Origin of the sequence: Actinoplanes philippinensis, assembly GCF_900113015.1 — a bacterium.
Lineage (GTDB): Bacteria > Actinomycetota > Actinomycetes > Mycobacteriales > Micromonosporaceae > Actinoplanes > Actinoplanes philippinensis.
Window position 1 is genome coordinate 277,447 of record NZ_FONV01000010.1, and the last position, 17,615, is coordinate 295,061.

The 17,615-nt window shown below is 69.8% G+C and carries 14 protein-coding genes and 1 riboswitch; of the genes, 6 read left to right on the forward strand and 8 right to left on the reverse strand.

Annotated features, from left to right (window positions below; all coding sequences use genetic code 11):
- Positions 1 to 20: 20 nt before the first annotated feature.
- Positions 21 to 1,202 carry a pyridoxal phosphate-dependent aminotransferase gene (locus BM290_RS27140; protein ID WP_093618719.1) on the forward strand — a complete coding sequence of 394 codons (1,182 nt, stop codon included), beginning with the start codon at positions 21 to 23 and terminating at the stop codon, positions 1,200 to 1,202.
- A gap of 4 nt (positions 1,203 to 1,206) precedes the next feature.
- Here BM290_RS27140 and glmM read toward each other — a convergent pair whose 3' ends face one another.
- The 3 genes from glmM to rplM all read right to left on the reverse strand — a co-directional run bounded on the left by glmM (position 1,207) and on the right by rplM (position 3,692).
- Positions 1,207 to 2,559 carry a phosphoglucosamine mutase gene (glmM, locus tag BM290_RS27145; protein ID WP_093618720.1) on the reverse strand — a complete coding sequence of 451 codons (1,353 nt, stop codon included), beginning with the start codon at positions 2,557 to 2,559 and terminating at the stop codon, positions 1,207 to 1,209.
- A 171-nt stretch (positions 2,560 to 2,730) separates the two neighbouring features.
- Positions 2,731 to 3,228: a 30S ribosomal protein S9 gene (gene rpsI, locus BM290_RS27150; protein ID WP_093618721.1), complete on the reverse strand. Its 498-nt coding sequence runs from the start codon at positions 3,226 to 3,228 to the stop codon at positions 2,731 to 2,733.
- A gap of 20 nt (positions 3,229 to 3,248) precedes the next feature.
- Complete coding sequence (rplM, locus tag BM290_RS27155; RefSeq protein ID WP_014440773.1) at positions 3,249 to 3,692, reverse strand: 50S ribosomal protein L13; 444 nt, start codon at positions 3,690 to 3,692, stop codon at positions 3,249 to 3,251.
- Between the two features lie 631 nt (positions 3,693 to 4,323).
- Between rplM and BM290_RS27165 the strand changes: the two genes are divergently transcribed.
- Positions 4,324 to 5,469, forward strand: coding sequence for a uroporphyrinogen-III synthase (locus tag BM290_RS27165; RefSeq protein WP_093618723.1), 1,146 nt, complete (start codon positions 4,324 to 4,326; stop codon positions 5,467 to 5,469).
- A 23-nt stretch (positions 5,470 to 5,492) separates the two neighbouring features.
- Here the strand turns inward: BM290_RS27165 and BM290_RS27170 are convergent, their stop codons facing one another.
- From BM290_RS27170 to BM290_RS27185, 4 genes are read right to left on the reverse strand one after another with little or no spacing between them, the layout of a single operon-like run.
- Positions 5,493 to 6,110: a GTP-binding protein gene (locus BM290_RS27170; RefSeq protein ID WP_093618724.1), complete on the reverse strand. Its 618-nt coding sequence runs from the start codon at positions 6,108 to 6,110 to the stop codon at positions 5,493 to 5,495.
- Positions 6,091 to 6,453, reverse strand: coding sequence for a DUF742 domain-containing protein (locus BM290_RS27175; RefSeq protein ID WP_093618725.1), 363 nt, complete (start codon positions 6,451 to 6,453; stop codon positions 6,091 to 6,093). The genes BM290_RS27170 and BM290_RS27175 overlap by 20 nt, the downstream gene beginning before the upstream one ends.
- 43 nt (positions 6,454 to 6,496) lie before the next feature.
- Positions 6,497 to 6,904, reverse strand: coding sequence for a roadblock/LC7 domain-containing protein (locus tag BM290_RS27180; RefSeq protein WP_093618726.1), 408 nt, complete (start codon positions 6,902 to 6,904; stop codon positions 6,497 to 6,499).
- On the reverse strand, positions 6,901 to 9,456 hold the full coding sequence (locus tag BM290_RS27185) for a sensor histidine kinase (protein ID WP_239143701.1): 2,556 nt from the start codon (positions 9,454 to 9,456) through the stop codon (positions 6,901 to 6,903). Before BM290_RS27185 ends, BM290_RS27180 begins: the two co-directional genes overlap by 4 nt.
- Before the next feature lie 645 nt (positions 9,457 to 10,101).
- Between BM290_RS27185 and BM290_RS27190 the strand changes: the two genes are divergently transcribed.
- The 4 genes from BM290_RS27190 to BM290_RS27205 all read left to right on the forward strand — a co-directional run bounded on the left by BM290_RS27190 (position 10,102) and on the right by BM290_RS27205 (position 16,037).
- The gene (locus tag BM290_RS27190) at positions 10,102 to 11,856 is read left to right on the forward strand and encodes a hypothetical protein (protein ID WP_093618728.1); all 1,755 of its coding nucleotides are present in this window, start codon (positions 10,102 to 10,104) and stop codon (positions 11,854 to 11,856) included.
- A gap of 315 nt (positions 11,857 to 12,171) precedes the next feature.
- Complete coding sequence (locus BM290_RS27195) at positions 12,172 to 12,591, forward strand: ribonuclease domain-containing protein (protein ID WP_093618729.1); 420 nt, start codon at positions 12,172 to 12,174, stop codon at positions 12,589 to 12,591.
- 228 nt (positions 12,592 to 12,819) lie between these two features.
- Positions 12,820 to 12,894: riboswitch (cyclic di-GMP riboswitch) on the forward strand.
- A gap of 16 nt (positions 12,895 to 12,910) precedes the next feature.
- A complete protein-coding gene (locus BM290_RS27200) occupies positions 12,911 to 13,336 on the forward strand; it encodes a hypothetical protein (RefSeq protein ID WP_093618730.1) in 426 nt (141 codons plus the stop codon).
- A gap of 103 nt (positions 13,337 to 13,439) precedes the next feature.
- The gene (locus BM290_RS27205; RefSeq protein WP_177319923.1) at positions 13,440 to 16,037 is read left to right on the forward strand and encodes a DUF5305 family protein; all 2,598 of its coding nucleotides are present in this window, start codon (positions 13,440 to 13,442) and stop codon (positions 16,035 to 16,037) included.
- On the opposite strand, the gene thiC is transcribed toward BM290_RS27205, so the two are convergent.
- Positions 16,034 to 17,557, reverse strand: a complete 1,524-nt coding sequence (gene thiC / locus BM290_RS27210) for a phosphomethylpyrimidine synthase ThiC (protein ID WP_093618732.1) — start codon at positions 17,555 to 17,557, stop codon at positions 16,034 to 16,036. The two genes, BM290_RS27205 and thiC, sit on opposite strands and share 4 nt — an antisense overlap.
- Positions 17,558 to 17,615: the final 58 nt, after the last annotated feature.

A 17,615-nucleotide genomic window follows, 5' to 3' on the forward strand; every position in this document is an offset into this window, starting at 1 on the left:
CAGGGCAGACAGGGAGCACGGTGACCACCTCGACCCCGGCGGATCCGCTCGTCGCACGGATGCGCCCGTTCGGCACGACCATCTTCACCGAGATGTCGGCGCTCGCGGCCCGGACCGGGGCGGTCAACCTCGGTCAGGGCTTCCCGGACACCGACGGCCCGCCGGAGATGCTCGCCGCGGCCGCCGAGGCGCTGGCCACCGGCGCCAATCAGTATCCTCCGCTGGCCGGCATCCCCGCTCTGCGGCAGGCGATCGCCGCGCACGAGCAGCGGTTCTGGGGCCTGGAGCGGGATCCGGAGGGCGAGGTCGCGGTCACCGCCGGGGCCACCGAGGCGATCGCGGCGGCGATCCTGGCGCTCTGCGAGCCGGGTGACGAGGTGGTGTGCTTCGAGCCGTACTACGACTCGTACGCGGCCTCCATCACGCTGGCCGGAGCGGTCCGCCGACCGGTCACGCTGCGGCCCGGGGCGTCCGGGCGGTATGAGTTCGACCCGGACGAGCTGCGGGCGGCGTTCGGCGGGCGGACCCGTCTGGTGCTGCTGAACTCGCCGCACAACCCGACCGGCAAGGTCTTCACGCCGGCCGAGCTGGAGCTGATCGCCGGTTTGTGCCGGGAGTTCGACGTGTTCGCCGTCACCGACGAGGTGTATGAGCATCTGGTCTTCCCGGACGCCACGTCGCCGCACGTGCCGCTGGCCTCGCTGCCCGGCATGCGGGACCGTACGCTGCGGATCTCCTCGGCGGGGAAGACCTTCTCCTGCACCGGCTGGAAGGTCGGCTGGGCCACCGGCCCGGCCCGGCTGGTCTCGGCGATGCTGCGCGTCAAGCAGTTCCTGACGTTCGTCAACGCGTCGCCGCTGCAGCCCGCCGTGGCGGTGGCGCTGGGCCTGCCCGACTCCTACTTCACCGGTTTCACCGCGGGACTGCGTGACCGCCGGGATCGTCTGGTCGCCGGGCTGACCGACGCGGGCCTGGCCGTCCTGCCGTCGGAGGGCACCTATTTCGTGACCGCCGACATCCGGCCGCTGGGCGGGACGGACGGCGTCGAGTTCTGCCGTGAGCTGCCCGCCCGCTCCGGCGTGGTGGCGGTGCCGACCCAGGTCTTCTACGACCATCAGGACGCGGGCCGGCACCTCATCCGCTTCGCCTTCTGCAAACGCCCCGAGGTGATCGACGAGGCGGTCCGCAGACTGAAGGGTTGACCTGCTAGGCGGGGCTGGCGGACCGGACCTCGTCGGCGATCCGCTCGGCGACGGCCCGGGCCTGCTCCTCGGTGGCGGCCTCGACCATCACCCGGACCAGCGGCTCGGTGCCCGAGGGCCGCAGCAGCACCCGGCCGGTCTCGCCCAGCTCGTTCTCGGCGAGCGCGACGGCGGCCTGCACGGTCGGGGCGGAGGCGCCCGCGTCCCGGTTGCCGACCCGCACGTTGATCAGCACCTGTGGCAGCTTGTGCACGACGGCGGCCAGGTCGGCCAGCGACTTGCCGGACGCGGCGAGCTGGGCCATCAGGTGCAGGCCGGTGAGCACGCCGTCGCCGGTGGTGGCGAAGGCCGGCATCACGATGTGGCCGCTCTGCTCGCCGCCGAGGGCGTAACCGCCGTTCTGCAGCTCCTCCAGCACATACCGGTCGCCGACCTTGGTCTCCAGGAGCCGGATGCCGGACTGCTTCATGGCGATCCGCAGGCCGAGGTTGCTCATCACGGTGGCGACGAGGGTGTCGTCGGTGAGGGTGCCGGCGTCGCGCATGGCCAGGGCCAGGATCGCCATGATCTGGTCGCCGTCGACGACCTCCCCCGACGCGGTGACGACCAGGCAGCGGTCGGCGTCGCCGTCGTGGGCGATGCCGAGGTCGGCGCCCTCCCGGAGGACCGCCTCACGGACCGACTCCAGGTGGGTGGAGCCGCAGTCCAGGTTGATGTTGAGACCGTCGGGCTCGGCGTGGATGGCGATGACCTCGGCGCCGGCCTCCCGGTACGCCACCGGCCCGACCTCGCTGGCCGCCCCGTTGGCGCAGTCGACCACGACCTTGAGCCCGTCGAGCCGGTGCGGGATCGACTCGACCAGGTGCTTGATGTAGTACTCGGCGCCGTCGAGCAGGTCGTTGACCCGGCCGATCCCGGCGCCGGTGGGGCGGCCGACCAGCCCGTGGCCGTCCTCGACCGCCTTCTCGATGCGCTCCTCCAGCTCGTCCGGCAGCTTGGTGCCACCGGCCGCGAAGAGTTTGATCCCGTTGTCCGGCATCGGGTTGTGCGAGGCGGAGATCATCACACCGAGGTCGGCGTTGGTCTGCCCGACCAGATAGGCGACGGCCGGTGTGGGGAGCACTCCGACCCGGACCACGTTGGCTCCGGCGCTGGCCAGCCCCGCGACGACGGCGGCTTCCAGCATCTCGCCGCTGGCTCGGGGGTCACGCCCCACGATGGCCAGCGGTGGGTGGCTGCCGTCCGTCTCCACCAGCACCCGTGCGGCCGCCACAGCGACCGAGAGGGCCAGTTCCGGAGTGAGCAGATCGCCGTTCGCGAGGCCGCGAACGCCGTCCGTGCCGAAGAGTCGCCCCATGGCGGCTTCCTTTCACCGGTGATTGCGACCTCAAGCCTGCATCAGTGTTCGGCTGGTCACGAGTACCGGAACGGCTAGTTGGGGAGGGTGTCGTAGCAAACATCGACGGCCGAGCACATCCCTTGAGAAAAGGGGCGTGCTCGGCCGTCGATACGGACCGAGGCGCAAAAATCAGCGCTTCGAGTACTGCGGAGCCTTACGGGCCTTCTTGAGACCGTACTTCTTGCTCTCCTTGACCCGGGCGTCACGGGTCAGGAAGCCGGCCTTCTTGAGGGCGGGACGGTCGTCCGGGTCGCTCTCGATGAGGGCACGGGCGATGGCGAGACGCAGGGCGCCGGCCTGGCCGGTGATGCCGCCACCGCGCAGGTTCGCGATCACGTCGAACTGCTCGGTCCGCTCAGCGGTGACGAGCGGCTCGCGGATGAGCTGCTGGTTGACCTTGCTCGGGAAGTAGTTCTCGAGGTCACGGCCGTTGCAGGTGATCTTGCCGTTGCCGGGCACGAGGCGCACCCGGACGATGGCCTCCTTGCGGCGGCCGACGGTCTGAATGGGACGTCCACCGGGGCGCGGGGCGCGGACCGGGGCCGGCGCGGCCGTCTCGACGACGACGACCGTCTCAGCGGGCTCCTCGACGGTCTCGACGACCTCGGGCTCGATGATGTCGGACATGCTGCTGCCTTCTCCCGCGCTCACTGCGCGATCTGCTTGATTTCGAACGGCTGGGGCTGCTGAGCGGCGTGCGGGTGCTCAGCGCCCGGGTAGACCTTCAGCTTCTTGATGATCTGCCGCGCGAGCTTGTTGTGCGGGAGCATGCCCTTGACGGCCAGCTCGATCGCCTTCTCGGGGCGCTTGGTGAGCAGCTCCTCGTAGCCGACCTGCTTCAGACCACCCGGGTAGCCGGAGTGGCGGTAGGCGACCTTGGTCTGCCGCTTGTTGCCGGTCAGGGCGACCTTGCCGGCGTTGATGATCACAACGAAGTCGCCGGTGTCGACGTGCGGGGCGAACGTGGGCTTGTGCTTGCCACGCAGCAGGTTCGCGGTGTGGGTAGCCAGGCGGCCCAGAACGACGTCAGAAGCGTCGATAATGTGCCACTGACGCTCGATCTCACCCGGCTTCGGGCTGTACGTACGCACAGAATTACCTTGTCTCGTCGTCGGTCTGGGGGTGCGCGCTGGTCGCATCGGGTAGACGCGTCAAGCAACCCCGCAGAGGGACCACTCGCATCAGTCGCACAACAGCAGGCAACAATACCCGGCTGCGCGGCGCGTGGTCAAAACAGGCGGTGTTCGGGGCACCGAGCATCCGGCGAAGGTTCTGGTTGCAAACCCTCAGCCCTGGTGGAACTCCAAACGAGCCCAGCATACTCCGAGCGGCGGAGCATGCCCCGGCGGGTCGTGCCGTACGGGAGCCCGCTCCATCCTGCCTGACTTAGCAGGCTCGAAACAAACGGGACGCTCGTCGGAAATTCCGCCCCGGCACGCTTCAGGCCATGGCCAACGGTGCGCAGTTCCGGACGACTCGGCCCGGTATTGACCGACGGCGCACCATGGAGAGACCACCGTCAGGCTTGAGGACGGACCTGACGGTGTTCACCGAGCCGGCTACCCGGTTCGGTGAGGAGGAGTCGCGGCGTGCCCCGGACGGAGGCATGGCGAGGAACGCAAGCGTGACGTGGGAGCGGGTCTACGCTGAGGACGGCGGGCTTCGGGCGTGCCCTTCGGTGGACCGTTCGGTCACGCCGCGACTTCTCGACCCGAGGGTCGGATGACCGACCGGAGCTCGGGCGCCCGGCGGGCGGTGCTGACGGCGGCCGCTCTGGCCGAGCCGGCGGCCACGCTGTCCGGCTACACCGTCGGTGTGACCGCCGACCGTCGCAAGGACGAGCTGGCCACCCTCCTGGAGGCGCGCGGCGCCCGGGTGGTGCTGGCCCCCGCCCTGCGGATCGTCCCGATCTCCGACGACGCCGAGCTGCGGGCCGCGACCCGCGCCTGTCTCGACACCCCGCCCGACATCGTGCTGGTCAACACCGGTATCGGGATGCGCGGCTGGCTGGAGGCGGCGGACAACTGGGGGCTCGGCGACCCGCTGCGCGCCGTTCTCTCCCGGGCCTATCTGGTCGCCCGCGGCCCCAAGGCCCGGGCCGCGGTCCGCGCCGCCGGGCTGCGCGACCAGTGGTCACCGGAGGGCGAGGGCTACGAGGAGGTCGTCGAGCATCTCACCACCCGCGGCGTCGCCGGCCTGACCGTCGCCATGCAGCTGCACGGGGAGAGCCAGCCGGAGTACACCGAGGCGCTGGAGTCGGCCGGCGCCCGCGTCATCGAGCTGCCGGTCTATCGCTGGGCGCCGCCGACCGACCCGGCCCCGCTGCACCGGCTGGCCGACCTGATCATGGGGCGTCTGGTCGACGCCGTGACGTTCACCTCGGCCGCCGCCGTGCAGGCGGTGCTGCGCGCGGCCGGGCCGGGGGCCGACACCCTGCTGGAGGCGCTCCGCGACGACGTCCTGGCCGCGTGTGTGGGCCCCGTCACTTCGGCGCCGCTGCGCCGTCAGGGGGTTCCGGTGGTCACTCCCGGCCGCGCCAGGCTGAGCGCGCTGGTTCGTACCATCGTCGATGAATTGCCGAAGCGGGCCGTGACGTTCCAGGTCTCCGGGCACGAGATCACCCTTCGCGGCCATGCCGCGGTGGTCGACGGTGAGCTGCGGCCGCTGGCGCCCGCCCCGATGGCGGTCCTCCGGGCCCTCGCCAGGTCGCCGGGCCGGGTCCTGTCCCGGGCCGCCCTGCTGCAGGCGCTGCCGCGCGGCGCCGACGAGCACGCCGTCGAGATGGCGGTCGCCCGGCTCCGGGCCGGCCTGGCCGTGCCCGGAGTCGTGCAGACCGTCGTCAAACGGGGTTACCGCATCCCGGCCTAGGTTCCGTCTCGCGGAGACGGGACCTAGCCGACCGGGGTGGCCCGCTCGTGCTCGGCCACCAGCGTCGCCATCGCGTGCTCGACCACACTGATCAGCACGGTCTTGACCGAGTCTCGGTGGCGAGCGTCACACATCACCAGCGGCACCCGGGCCGGGATGGCCAGCGCCTCCCGCACCTCCTCCGGCTCGTAACGCGGCGCGCCGTCGAAGCAGTTGACCGCCACGAGGTACGGCAGATGCCGGTTCTCGAAGTAGTCCAGAGGCGCGAACGCGTCGGTGAGCCGGCGGGTGTCCACGAGCACGGCCGCGCCGACCGCACCGCGGATCAGCTCGTCCCACATGAACCAGAACCGGGTCTGCCCCGGAGTGCCGAAGAGGTAGAGGATCAGGTCGTCGGCCATGGTGATCCGGCCGAAGTCCATGGCGACCGTGGTGCTCTCCTTGCCCGGCACCTTGGACGCGTCGTCGATCCCCTGGCCGGCCACCGTCATCACCGCCTCGGTGGTGAGTGGCTCGATCTCGGACACCGCCCCGACGAGGGTCGTCTTGCCCACACCGAAACCACCGGCGACGACGATCTTCGCCGAGGTGATCTCAGCGGGATGCGGCCGCGTCCGCTCCTCAGAGCTTGCGAAGTCCACCCAACACCCTTCCCAGCAGGTCCATCCGCTCCGTGAAGCCGGTCTTGGGAGCGGCACTGTGCAGCTGAAGCAATCCGTCGGCGACCATGTCGGCGACGAGCACCCGGGTTACCCCCAGTGGTAACCGGGTGTGCGCCGCGAGCTCGGCCAGCGATAGTGCTTTCGGCTCACACAGCGCGGCGATGCGGTACTTGTCGTGCCCGGCGAAACGTGACTCCTGCACGGCCGCCGGGCTCGCGAGCAGGACCGCCTCGATCGGGATGTCCCGGCTCGGCTCGGTCCGGCCGCGCGTGACCGCGTACGGCCGCACCAGGTTGCCCCGGGGATCGTGCGGCTGTGTCATGTCGCGGTCACCTCGTCTCCGCCAGGGCGATCAACCCCGGCGCCTAGTGGCTGACGGCCTCACGCGCCGCCGGCGACAGCGCCGCGCCGACGCGCTCCACCAGCAGGGCCATCTCATAGCCGACCTGACCGACGTCGCAGTTGCGCGCCGCCAGGACCGCCATCGACGAACCGTCGCTGATGGACATCAGGAAAAGATAGCCGCTGTCCATTTCGATGATGGTCTGTTGCACCGCGCCGGCGTTGAACATCCGGGACGCGCCGTCCGTGAGACTGACCACGCCGGAGGTGATGGCGGCGAGTTGATCGGCGCGATCGGCCGGCAGATCCCGGGACGTGGCCAGCAGCAGCCCATCGGCGGAGACCGCGATCACGTGCGCGATGCCCGCGACGCTGTCGGCGAAGTTGCTGAGCAGCCAGCCCATGTCGTGCATGGTGGGGGGCCTGGTCACTGTTCCTTCTCCTTAGGAGCCTGTGTTGCGGCGGCGGTCTCGGCAACGCCGTCCGTCCGCCCTCGTTGCACTCCCGTGTGATACGCGGAAAGTAGCCCGCGAACCTCATCCGGACTGCGACGATGTTGCGCCCGCGGGGCCGACTCCACCCCGCCGGGAACGAGTTGTGCCTGCGGGATCCGCTTGGGGAGCCCGGACCGGGTGGTTCCGGCGTCCTTCGGGTCGGCCGCCGCCATGGCACGATGCCAGCCCTCGTCCGCCGCGGTCCGCCAGCGGTCGTCCCCGTTCACACGCGGCTTCGGGGCAGGCTGGGCAGAAACGGACGGCGGTGGGGCGTACCCCGCGGTTGGCATGCCGTTGGTGTCGGCCTTTTCCTCCTCGCCCTCGAACCAGCTGTGCTGCATCTCCATCTGGATCGCCGCCGGCTGTGCCGGGGGTTTCTCCGCGACGGGCGCCGGGTCCACCGGGTCGACCGGCTTCGGCACCCGCGTCGGCAGAGGTGGGCGATTCGGCGTCGGCTGCAGATCCAATTCAGACATGGGTACGCCCGAAGCAGGCGCCCGCACCGGCGCCGGAGGCGGTGGCGGCGCGGTACGCACCACCGGCCGTGACTCCGGGCTCCGCGGGATCCCGATCGGCAGCTGGGGCGGCGGGCCCGGCCGGGTCCAGCTGGCCGCCCGCGACGGCGGGGCGCTCGGCGCACCGGGCATGACGACGATGTCGGCCGGCAGCACCACCTCGGCGACCGTCCCGCCGTCCTGGCCGGGCCGCAGCTCGACACGGATGCCGTGCCGGGAGGCCAGCCGCCCGATGACCGCGATGCCCATCAGCCGGAACGCCGAGGCGTCGACGTCGGCGGGCTCGCTGAGCTTGCGGTTGAGCTGCTCGATCTGCTCGGGGGAGATGCCCAGGCCCCGGTCCTCGACCCGGACGATCGCGTGATCTCCGTTACGCCCGGCCTGCGCCATCACCACGGTGTCCGGGGCGGAGAAGCGGGTCGCGTTGTCGAGCAGCTCGGCGATCAGGCGGACCACGTCGTTGACGGCGGCCGCGGCGATCAGCACGTCGGTGTCGACGGTGCCGAACTCGATCCGGTGGTAGAGCTCGATCTCCGACTGGGCGGCCCGGAGCGCGTCGATCAGCAGGGCGTCCTCGCGACGCGGGGTGCCGACCTCGGCGCCCGCCAGCACCAGCAGGTTCTCGTCGTTGCGCCGCATCCGGGTGGCGAGGTGGTCGAGTTCGAAGAGGCGGGCCAGCCGCTTCGGGTCCTCCTCCATCCGCTCGATCTGGTCGAGCTCGCCGATCATCCGGTCGACCAGCGACTGACTGCGCCGGGCCAGGCTGAGGAACATGGTGGAGAGACTGATCCGCAGCGCGGCCTGCTCGGCGGCGACCCGGATGGCCTCCCGGTGCACCATGTTGAAGGCTTCGGCCACCTCGCCGAACTCGTCACGGTCGGCGACATCGATCGGGTCACGGCTCTGCGCGACGATCCGGTCGACACCGCCCTCGCCGAGGCTCTCGACATCCTGCAGGAGGCTGACCGCCTCGGGCAGGTCCCGGCTGGCCACCGCGAGGGCGCCCTCACGCAGACGTCGCACCGAGAGCAGCATCGACCGGCCGAGATAGACGGCGATCGTGACGGTCGCGATCAGGACCACCAGCACCGCGATGAACTCGACGATGGCCAGGCGGGTGGTGGCGATGCGCTCGTCGTCGGCGAGAGCGACCGCCCGGTCCTCCAGCTGCCGTTCGGCGCCGCGGAACAGGCCGATCATGTCGCCGAAGGCATCGGACACCTCGGCCTGGCCGGCCGCCCCGTCACCGGTCAGGCGGCCGCTCACCGCGTCGGCGCGGGCCACCGCCGGGTCGGCGAGCACCGACTCCACCAGGGCGACCTGGGCGCCGGTGGCCACCTCGCGGAAGTGAGCGAGGGCCGTGGCCCGGGTGGTCTGGGTGGCGATCAGCGCCCGCTGCCGGTCGGCGTCGAGGCTGTTCGTGGCCCGGGCGACGTACGCCAGTGCGGCCTGGTCGGCGGCGGCGCTCTCCAGCTCGGTGAACGCGGCGACTGTACGCAGGCTGTCGGCGACCTCACCGTTCTCGGTGACCTGGCTGAGCAGGCTCTCGTACCCGACCAGGGAGTTGAGGACGGCGCCGTAGCGCTGGCCGGCGTCGGCCGGCCCGATCTCGGTACGCGCGCCGACCGTGGTCCGCAGGTCGGTCAGGCCGCGGAGCTGGCCCTCGATCGCGGTCAGCCGGGTCTCGACGCGGTCCGGGATCACGGTGATCGCGGCCCGCTCGGTCTGGAAGGTCCGCGCCTGCGCGTCCACCGCCGTGATCGCCTCGCGGAGCGGGGTGTCCGGTGCGCCGGGCGTGGCCAGGAACTCGATGGCGGCCATCCGCTCGTCGTGCAGCAGGCGGCTCAGGTCGGAGAGGCCGGCGCCCAGGTCGGCGAGTTGCGCGACCTGTTCGGCGTTGCTCGTCTCCCGGCCGACCTGGAGCAACCGCACCGAGGAGACACCGGCCACCGCGATCAGCGGGAGCACCAGCATGCCGGCGAGTCGTGACCGAAGCCGTGGCCGGCGCTGGCTCCGGAGGCCACGTCGTACAGCCAGGGGCGCGGATCCCGTGCTCACGACATCTCCTTCGCGGTCGTCCCCGCTCCGCACCACGGCGGGAGCCGGCCCATTCCGGCCCGCGGTCCGGCCTTCGGTGCCCGCGGCGAGGCCCGCGCCGTTTCCGGCACGGCGGCGATTTCATCAGAACGCCGGGCCCTTTGGGAAGTCTGGATACTCCCGCATAAGGGTCCACTGTCCGGGTGATAAGCGCGCGCGAGTTCGGCCGGTGTCCGCTCTCCCGGTGTTGACGTGCACGAATACGTCACGCACAACCGTCCGTGAGGCCATGATCACCGGGCACCATCAGGATTCCAACCACTATGTGGGAGTTCTGTCCCGCGACCTCGATGAACACGGTGACAAGGTTTGGCGTGACACGACGGACACGTTGTCCGCGGGCGACAGTGTCCACTCTGGACTCGCCATCTGGCAAGTAGCGCAGGGGTCGCCCGAAAGTCACCGTAAGTGACCGATTTTTGATCGACGTACATCGATCATAGATGAACGCGACTTTAGGCTGCCTTAAGAAGACGACCCCGGACTGGCGCACCACCGGGAACATTCCGTACCGTGCGCACCATGGCATTACGGAGCTGGCTGAAGCTGCTGGCCGCCACCACCACGGCAGCCGCGGTCGTCGGGGCAGGTCAACTCGGCATCGCCTACGGGTTGGGCATGGTGCGGCTCGACCAGGCCCTCGATTTCACTCAGCGTGACCAATGGACAGCACAACTCGCCTGGGTCGCCTGGATCACCATGACCGCCGCCGCGATCGGCGCCGTGGTCGCGACCGGCCTGCGCCCCCGCTGGTCCCCCCGCCCGGTCAGCTCCGGCGGCGCTCTCGGCATGGGCCTGGCCGCCGGGCTCGGCGCTCTCGCGGTGCTGCCACTGACCATGCAGCCGGCCCGTACCGCCCAGGTCGCCGGGGTGCAGCCGGTCCTGGTGATCGGCATCTGCGCGGCCCTCGGCGCGGCCGTCGGCATCTTCGCCGGCTACGCGGCCGCCGCCCGGGCCGCCGCACGCTGGAGCCTCTCCACCCTGACCGTCGCCGTCTGGTTCGTGGCCCTGATCTCGGTCGCGCCGTCGCTGGCGCCCGGCAAGACCCAGCCGCCCGTCCGCCTCGGCGTCCTCGAGGGCAGCCTCATCCCCGCCGGCCTCACCGAGTACACGCGGTTCGCCACGATGCCCGCCATCGCCCTGATCGCCGGCCTGGTCATCGGCCTGGTCGCCCGGGGCCGGAAGATGCCGGCCCTCGCGGTGGCCCTCAGCGGCCTCGCCGGCCCCGCGCTGCTGACCGTCGCCTACCTGATCGCCGGCCCCGGCTCGGCCGGCGGCTTCCGCCTCGACCCGTACTGGGGCGCGATGACCGCCGCCGGAGCCGGAGTGCTCGGCTCGGTGCTCGCCGCCATCGTGCGCAGCGCCCCCGGCGCCACCCGCACCATCCCCGAGCCGGAGACCCCCGCCGCCGGCTCCCCCGACGCCGGCTCTCCCAACGAATCCGAGCCTGACCCGGCGCCGGCCGACACCCGGCCCGAGCCCGCCACCGCCTCCGGCCGGGCTGCGCTCCCTCGCCGCGACGTGCCCGTGCAATCCGCGATCGCGCAGGCCGCGGCCGCGGCGGCCCGGCGCCCCGAGGACGAGCTGCGCCCGTCCGACACCGGCGTCCTCCCGCTGGCGCCCGGCAACCGGCCGCATCCGCTGCAGGACCTGGGCAACAAGGCCGCCTCCGGATTCGGCGGGCAGCCGACGCCCCTGCCGGCCGGCGTCGGCCCGGCCACCGTCTATCCGCCGGCCTCCTACGGCCAGGCCCCTTCGCCGGCCTTCAACCAGGCCTCCGGTCCGGCGTCCGCAGCTTTCAACCAGGCCCAGCCTCCGGCGTCCGGGACGTTCAGCCAGCCCTCCGGTCCGGCTGCCGCGGCTTTCGGTCAGGCTCCCGCCGGTGCCCCCGCGGCCTTCGGCCAGGCAAACCCCGAGCCACGTTTCTCCGGGCAACAGCAGCAGCCGCCCGCCAAGGCCGCGGGTGGTCTGCGACGCGGATGGCGTACGCGTAAGCCCGCCCCCGAACCCCAGCCCGCCACGCCGTCCCCCGCCCTGACCGGCGACTCCGGCTCATTCAACGGCTTCACCGCCAACCAGCCCGGCCCGCGCACCGGCATCGACACCGCCGAACACCCGCGCATTGCCTCCCGGGCCCCGCTGACACCCGAGCCGACCCCGATCAGCGCCCCGCTCCCGCAGCCGACGCCGATCGCGCCGCCGCCCACCGCCCCCAGCGCACAGGGCCGCAAGGAGGACGATTACGTCAACTGGGTCAACGGCCTCGGCGGCGCCTGACCCGCACTTCAAGGCCCGGACGCTTCCCACGTCCGGGCCTTCTCCATACCCGCCGCCGCCAGCGCCCTCAAATCGCTTCGCGGCCTCGGCCGCCAGAGCCTCATCGGCGTCGCCCACCAGGTCATTGCGGTTTCGCCCACCTGCGGTTGCGCCGCCGTGAACATGCGAAAGGCCCCCGGCCGCCGGAGTTTCGCCGACGTAAAACATCGGCAAACGCCGATGGAATGAGGGGATCGGGAGGTACCGCAGCCCACCCAAACCAGTGACGATTCTCGATGTCCGGGTTCACCCCCCACCGACATCGGGAGTCCGAACATGATCACCCGCATCGGCCGGTTCCTCTCCGGCCTGACCCTGGTCCTGGCCCTCTCCGGAACCGCCCTGGTAGCCCCCGCGATCGTGTCGCCGTCATCGACCGGCGCCGCGCAGGCAGCCGTCTACAACAGCTGCACGATCAGCCGCTGCTCAGCCGCACGCACCGCCTACACCGGTTGGCAGTCCCTGGGCTGGCCCACCTCCGCCGGCTGGTACTCCTGGCCCTACGGCAACTACAACTACACCGGCGGCCAGTTCTACAACCGCGAGGGCCAGCTGCCCACCGCCACCTACAGCGAATACGACGTCTACTCCCGCGCCCGCGGCGCTTCCCGAGACGCCTACCGCATCGTGGTCAACCGCAGCAGCCGCGTCGCCTACTTCACCCCGGACCACTACGTCACCTTCTACCGCCTTTAATCCCTTAGCAGAGGTACGCGCGGCGACCGTCCCCCAACGGCCGCCGCGCCATGTTTCCCCCTCCGAAGGCCCGTACACCCGTTCTTGGCAACCATCCGGCAACCGCTTAACACCGCGATCGAGCTAAGGCAGGGAAACGCTGAAACAAGCCTCAAAAACACAGTCCTGAGCCCTTAGACGGTCCACTCCCCGACCGAACAATCTGGCGCAAGCAACGAGCACCCGCTCGGCCGACAAACGCAAACCCGGCGCAAGCCGGGGACGCAAAGCCACAGGGCCCACGAGGCCGGCTGGGCTACCGACCAGGGGAGAAACACATATGCGCAACATGGTCCAGCTGCTGGGCGGCGTCGCGGTCGCCGGCGTCGTCGCCGCCGGTTCCACCGCTTTCACGGCCGCCGGCGTCACCGACCTGACCGGCGCGACACTCAAGCAGGGTGGCAAGGTGGCTGTTACGGTCGACGCCGGGGCGAAGGTCCAGAGCATCGTCCTCACTACCGACAGCACCTACGCCGACCAGATCACTCTAGTCACCCTGGTGCTCAAGAACAGCGCGGGCGCTGCCTTGCTTCCGGCTGCTGCCGACGTCAAGATCGATATGAACGGCGAAACCGGCACAGCTGCTACGACGAGTGCTGCTTGCACCGATGCAAACAACGATGGTGAGTGGCAGTGCGCCCCGTCGGGCAACAGCTACTGGACCGGTCCGATTTCCGATGTCGCGGTTTCCGTCTGGCTCAAGTAGTAATACTGAGCAGGTCCTCGCGTCGCTGCCGTGACAGAGGCGATGCTTTGCGTACCCGAACCAGCACTCCGCCGGAGTTGTCGTCTTGAAGATGGCTCGACGCGTGGCCATGGCCGTCATCCTTGCGATGGCGGCCATTGCCATGTGGGCTGCCACCACCAAGCAGATCACTTACATCCGCACCTACGGCATCAGCATGAACCCGCTGTACTACGAGGGCGACCTGGTCTTCGTCAAGAAGGCGAGTTCTTACGAAGTTGGACAGGTCGCTGCCTACCATGGTGTCGGGGGGGTCCAGGTCCTACACCGCATCATCGGAGGCGACGGTTCGCGGGGATTCATCCTCAAAGGAGACAACAACGACTCGGTCGATGCCATCAATCCGACTACCGAGGAACTGATCGGTCGCGCTGTGCTGCACGTCCCCGACGGGGGACTGTGGCTGAAACCGGTGCTGAATCCAACGACCCTTGGCGTTATTGGCTTTCTCTTTGCCGGTGGCGGAACGACACGAGTCAAGAGTCGGCGAGATCTTCCACGTGGTCACCGGAAAAAGAAAGTGCGGCGCATGTCTGGCGGCGGAGGCGGATCGTGGGCTACTGCGGTGGCCGTTTTCAAAGCCGTCAGCCGATTACATCCAGCACTCCGAGTCCTCGCGGTCGCTACCGCGTTGTGTGGAGTGCTGGGGCTGGCCTTGGGTGTTCTTGGCTGGGTGAAGCCAACGTCCGAGACTGTCAACGGCACCGACGGGATGGGTGAGTCGATGGCTTTCTCGTACTCTGCCGAGGTGCCGCGCTCCGCCGCCTACGACGGCACCACGGTCTACTCTCCGGATCCCATTTTTCGTTCGTTGACGGATGCCGTGACCCTGCACTTGAACTACAAGGGCTCGCCGGGCCGCATCGGGGCATCAGCGCGCCTCTCCTCGCAGAACGGCTGGCACACGACGATCGAACTGACTCAGCCGAAACAGTTCTCCACCGACCTTTTCACCGACGAGATCGAGATCCACCTCCCCTCCCTGGACGTACGGGTCGCCGATGCCGCCAAAGCAATCGGTGCCGACATGGGCGCGATAACCCTCGCCATAACTGCTCGGGTACAACACGGTGACGGCACCGATTTCGAGCCGAAGGTTACGTTCAACCTGGCTCCGTTGCAATTGACTCTCGCGGGGGCCCCAGAAACATTGATCGTGAACCGCTCGAGCACAGCGGCGGGAACTTCCGTCCAAGACCGCCGCGTCGGAGCTTTGGGCTTCTACCCACTCACTGCTGCCGAGGCACGAAAGTACGCCGTTTATCTTGTCATCGTCGCCTTGATCGGCGCCGGCATCATCGCATGGATGGCACTGGGCCATGTCCCGTTGCGCACGCGCGCTCAGATCGTACGTCGGTACCCGCATCTGATCGTGCCGGTGGAGCCGATGGCCAGCCCGCCCGGCAAGCCCATCGTCACAGTCGACACCTTCCCGGCGCTGGTGAAGCTGGCCGAGAAGTACGGGCAGATGATCCTCACCTGGACGCGCCCGGATGGGGCGGATGACTTCGTGGTTCGGGACGAGGGCATCCTCTACCGCTACCGGATCGAACCGAGCGCCGCCGCACCGGGGAAACCGGAGCCCCGACCGGTCGGCGCGACACCGCCGGTTCAAGTCGCGACAGAGACCGCCCCCACCCCCGTCCTGCAGTTGCCGCCCACCCCTGAACCACCGCCCGAGGTACTCATAGTTGGCGAAGAGCCCGTAACCGCAGGGAGGGTCCCCGCGAAGAAGGCGGCCCCACGCAAGCGCGCCAGCAGGGCAGCTGCCGCCAAGGCCACCGCGACGAAGACAACCGCTACCAAACGCGCACCGGCGAAGCGCGCTCCGGCTAGGGCCACTTCCGATCCGGCTTCCGGGGTCAAGATCTCCCCCGGCACGACGTTGGACGAACCGACCCCGCTCGCCACTGAAGCTGTTCCCGAGATCGCTGGTTCGGCTGCGGACAAGGCGGAGCATTCCGATGGACCGCAGCCGGATCCGACACCCACCCCGGCGGATGACCTGCCAACCCCGGCAACGGGGCACGAAGCCACGGCAGCCAAGGACCAAGCCCCGGTAGCCACCGACGAGCCGGAAAGGGACCAGCACCCCGCGGCCGGGACGGAACAGGAGCCGGAGCGACAGCCCGACTCGGAGCAGGTCGAACCCGGCTCCGAATCGGGACGGGTCGAGATGGCGCCGGATGCGGCCCTCGGGCTGGAGTCTCTTTCCGAGGCCGAAAAGCCTCACCGGGTGGACGCCCCCGCAGCGGCCGAGACGCACGCAACCAGAAGCGCCCCGGAGGCTCCCTCCGACCCAGAAGGCCCGCCCGCCGTCGATTCCGCGAAGGCCGCACCGCCGCGGAATCAGAAGCGCTCCAGCCGCCGCAAAGCTCGCCCCCGCCGAGCCACGCAGCCGACGATGGACGAGCCGCCCGCCGCAACGGACGAGCCCGCCCTCGACACACTGACGACGGCGAGCCCGGCCGGCGAGGCGCGCCAAGCCATGGAGGATCTGGCCGAACGCAACCGCCCCATCGAAGTGCCGGAACCGTCCCGCAGGAGAACGGAGTCGGCCGCAAAGGACCCGGAGCCCGACCCGAACCGCGAGCCGATCTACGACTTCCTACCGGCGGCGAAGCGTTCCCCGGCCCCACCGGACGCCGACGAGGACGCCTAAGCGGTAGGCGTGACCGGCAGATAGACCCGCCCCCCGGCGTCCACGAACTCGGTCGACTTGGCTTTCATCCCCGCAGCCCGGATCTCGTGGCTGATCTTCATGGAGCAGAACTTGGGCCCGCACATCGAGCAGAAGTGCGCCGTCTTGGCGGGCGCCGCCGGCAGCGTCTCGTCGTGGTAGGACCGGGCGGTCTCCGGGTCGAGGGCTAGCTCGAACTGGTCCTCCCACCGGAAGTCGAACCGGGCCCGCGACAGCGCGTCGTCCCACTCCTGGGCTCCCGGATGCCCCTTGGCGATGTCAGCAGCGTGCGCCGCGATCTTGTACGCGATCATCCCGGCTTTGACGTCTTCCTTGTTGGGCAGCCCGAGGTGTTCCTTGGGGGTGACGTAGCAGAGCATCGCCGTCCCGAACCAGCCGATCATCGCGGCGCCGATGGCCGAGGTGATGTGGTCGTAGGCGGGCGCGATGTCGGTGGCGAGCGGCCCGAGTGTGTAGAACGGCGCGCCGCCGCAGAGTTCGACCTGCAGGTCGACGTTTTCCTTGATCTTGTGCATCGGTACGTGACCGGGCCCTTCGACCATGACCTGGACGTCGTACTCCCACGCGATGTGGGTGAGTTCTCCGAGGGTGCGCAGTTCCGCGAACTGGGCTTCGTCGTTGGCGTCGGCGATCGATCCGGGCCGGAGTCCGTCGCCGAGGGAGAACGTGATGTCGTACTCCCGGAAGATCTCGCACAGCTCCCGGAAGTGGGTGTAGAGGAAGTTCTCCCGGTGCTCGGCCAGGCACCACGCTGCCATGATCGACCCGCCGCGGGAGACGATGCCGGTGACCCGTTCGGCGGCCATCGGCACGTACTCCAGAAGCACCCCCGCATGGATCGTCATGTAGTCGACGCCCTGTTCGGCCTGCTCGATGACGGTGTCCCGGAAGATCTCCCACGTGAGGCGGAGCGGGTCGCCCTTGACCTTCTCGAGGGCCTGGTAGAGCGGCACGGTTCCGATCGGGACGGGCGAGTTCCGTACGATCGCCTCCCGGGTCTCATGAATGTGCGGCCCGGTCGACAGGTCCATCACGGTGTCCGCGCCCCAGCGGGTGGCCCAGGTCAGTTTTTCGACCTCTTCGTCGATCGACGAGGTGACGGCCGAGGTGCCGATGTTGGCGTTGACCTTCACGAGGAATCGAGAGCCGATGATCATCGGTTCGGATTCGGGGTGGTTGACGTTGGCCGGCAGCACGGCCCGTCCGGCGGCGATCTCGTCGCGCACCAGGGTGGCGGGGACGCCTTCGCGGACGGCGACGTATTCCATCTCGGGCGTGATGATCCCGGCGCGCGCGGAGGCGAGCTGGGTTCGCCCGGTCTGCCACGGTTTCCGCAGCGGCGGCAGCCCGGTGGCGGGTTCGCTGCCGGGGCCGGACGTGTCGTAGAGGCGTACCGGCGGGTTGTCACCGGTCAGCACCACCTCGGTGAACGGCACCCGGATGTCCGGGCGGGAACCTTCCACGTAGACCTTGCGACGCATGATCGAACCTCCCCAAAGTTGGATGAAACCGGCAGCTCGGGGCAGCACGGAACCACCA